We start from the raw sequence: 2,618 nt of genomic DNA, 5'->3' as shown, positions 1-2,618 counted from the left end.
AGTACAATATTGATGATAAAATAAATCCAAAAGGCCCGGAAACTGGCAAAATAAAAGTATTTCGTGGTGGTGGTTATTGGCTTCCGGCAGCAAATAGCAGGTCGGCCTGTCGTGGTGGCGATCCTCAAGGAAACCGAGGTGTGGTTTAGCCCCCTATAAATCGGACAAATTATTTTCAGATTTTAAAAATAATCATATTTCTTCATAATATTGCATCAGCAAGGGACGACCGAAGGTGACCTTTTTACCGATGGTTGTTTTGGTGTAACGGGCCCCTTCACCTTTTTATGTAAATCTGACGGCTCATCGAGAGCCGCCTGATTTAAGCAAGGGACTTCACTCAGGCTCTCATTCCCCGATAATTGGTGGTAGGGAATTCTTGAGTAAAAACGGACTTTTCGGTTTTTATATTCTTTTCGGATTATCAACCCTTTATCCCACATTTCCCAGAACAAGCGAGGTGGTAGATTTGCAATAGAGCCGTGTAAGCGGACATTATTGTATTTCTCATAAAATATTGTGAGTCGATGCTCTAATTGCTCAATATCCCAAAAGCTATTGGTTCCAAGAGATTTTGATAAAATGTTGTGAAAACTTTCTACGTGACCATTTTCTTGTGGGGTATATGGATGAGTAAAAACCTGATTCAGATAATTTTCTTTGAAAAATGACTGGATAATCTTTGAGCCAAATTGAGGACCATTATCGTTCCGGATTTCTACATGCACACCTTTTGCTAACATATCAGCTGGTTGCAAATGGGCAACAATAACTCGCTCCCATGCCTTTTTGACATCGCTGGATTTCATAGAGAAACCTACACGCCAATGTAAAACTGCACGTGTAAATGTATCTATAATCGTCAAAATGAAAGCATACCTGCGTGCTTGGGTAATCCAAATGTATTTAATATCCATTTCAATTACTTCCAAGGGGCCTTGGGGCGTGACAATTCGATACCTGGCATATGTTTTGGGCTGTCGTTTATGCTTTGTTTTCAGTAACTGAGCCTCTTTCATTAGGCGATAAGCTTTTTTGTGGTTAATTAAATATCCCAACAACATCAGTGCTGTTGCCATTTTCCTGTAACCATAATCGGTATCCGGGTCTGACTGTATATCTTTTATTTTCTGGATTACATCCGTATTACTCTTAACAATCGTTTGGCCACCATCCAGCTTTTTAGTTGTGCTGGTTGGTTTTCTGCCTGACCGTTTGCCTTTAGGTTGATAATAATATTGATGCTTGGTGACTCTCGTGCTTTTTAGCGCAATATCTCTTGGAAGTCCCAATCCAATATATTTACAAACTATTTCTTTTTTCTCGCCCAGGCATACTTCTTTTTTAGCATTTCATCTTTAAGACGTCCTTCGAGCTCTTTCTCGGCTAAAATCTTTTTAAGCATTTCGTTTTCTTTTTCTAAACGCTTAATTTCTTTTAACTGAGCTGGGGTCATTCCATGTCGAAAGCCTGCCTCGCCCATGGTTTCAAATTTCTTTTTCCAACTGTAGTAGGTAGCTGGATAAACCCCGTACTTCTCAAGAGTTAGGTTAACTCCCTGTTCGCTAGCTTCTTTTATTATTTGAAGCTTCTCTTCTTTGGTGAATTTTCGTTTTTTCATGTCTGATTGCATAATTACTAATTTTTATTGATAATTACGTCAGACTTATTCGGGGGCTAATTCACGGGTGATATTTCTATTCAAGTGTAATAAAAAAACAATTGATGTTTTGAAATCCAGTAAAATAGGATGTGTGTAAAATTGAATAAAAGTTAACGCATCACCTGTATTTGTTTTATGGAAGATAATTCTAGTAAACCCGCAGAATTTCCTGCGGGTTTACTGACTTTAATTAATTTGCTTTTTGTAATTCATCCTGATCTCCCCAGTTTTTTTCACCAAGTCCTTGATACCAGTCATAACAATAACATCCTTTCTCACCATCTACACAACCATTGGGACACTCTGGGTTAATGGCAGCATGTTGAGCAAATAAATTGTTAAATGATGCAATAGCTAGTACAGCGACCAATAAGGTAGCGACAAATAACTTTCTCTTTTTCATAATAGTAATTTTAAGGTTAATAAATAGAATTTTGGTTGTTACCGGTAACCACCTATTTGTTCCCAAAATGCGCAAAAGGTAACCCCCCCCTTGTCTATACTTGACATGTTGTAAAACACAAAACCGTTCGTTGTGCGATTCCTGCGGTTTTCACGCGGGAGGGTTAGCTAAATTAGAGGGTATGAGCACAAAATGAATGCATTAACTTTTTAAAATTCTAGCTCAAAATATCCCAATGGTTCAGATCTGTCGGTAAAATAAGCAATTATACGTTGGTTGTACTCGTCTACTGTAAAGTTGCTGATGGGGTGTTGTGTTTCGATGGTTTTTAAGTGATTCCCTTCCAGGTCAAAAACAAGCAATTTTGACGGTGATACACTCACTGTACGTTTTGTCTCATCCAGAGCCAAGCCATCTTCCCCTAAATAAGCTGCAATGATGTAATTTTCCATAATAGCTACATGAGAATAAAATTTCTTTACAGGTTGAAGGGTTTTGCTCCAGCCCGGTCCTTTAATGTTACAAATAAGTTCGCCGTTGAGTTTTCTGATG

General features: G+C 38.2%; 3 protein-coding genes and 1 pseudogene. All 4 read right to left on the bottom strand.

From position 1 onward, the window contains the following. Positions 1 to 215 precede the first annotated feature (215 nt). Complete coding sequence (locus tag VJ937_RS03880) at positions 216 to 1,292, bottom strand: DDE-type integrase/transposase/recombinase (protein WP_324065581.1); 1,077 nt, start codon at positions 1,290 to 1,292, stop codon at positions 216 to 218. 17 nt (positions 1,293 to 1,309) lie between these two features. Continuing rightward, a complete protein-coding gene (locus VJ937_RS03875; RefSeq protein ID WP_324065580.1) occupies positions 1,310 to 1,633 on the bottom strand; it encodes a transposase in 324 nt (107 codons plus the stop codon). A 220-nt stretch (positions 1,634 to 1,853) separates the two neighbouring features. Further along, entirely contained in the window at positions 1,854 to 2,066 is a 213-nt protein-coding gene (locus tag VJ937_RS03870; RefSeq protein ID WP_324065579.1) for a hypothetical protein, read from the bottom strand. A 209-nt stretch (positions 2,067 to 2,275) separates the two neighbouring features. Beyond that, positions 2,276 to 2,618 (bottom strand): annotated as a pseudogene (locus tag VJ937_RS03865) (6-bladed beta-propeller); the annotation flags it as partial.

The organism is Salinivirga sp. (genome assembly GCF_035268865.1).
Taxonomy (GTDB): Bacteria; Bacteroidota; Bacteroidia; order Bacteroidales; family Salinivirgaceae; genus Salinivirga.
The sequence above is the reverse complement of the archived record's forward strand: the minus strand, read 5'-3'. Positions and strand labels throughout refer to the sequence as shown.

Coding starts and splice junctions, on each gene's coding strand:
- VJ937_RS03870 (WP_324065579.1), bottom strand. CDS start 2,066: ATGAAAAAGAGAAAGTTATTTGTCGCTACCTTATTGGTCGCTGTACTA.
- VJ937_RS03875 (WP_324065580.1), bottom strand. CDS start 1,633: ATGCAATCAGACATGAAAAAACGAAAATTCACCAAAGAAGAGAAGCTT.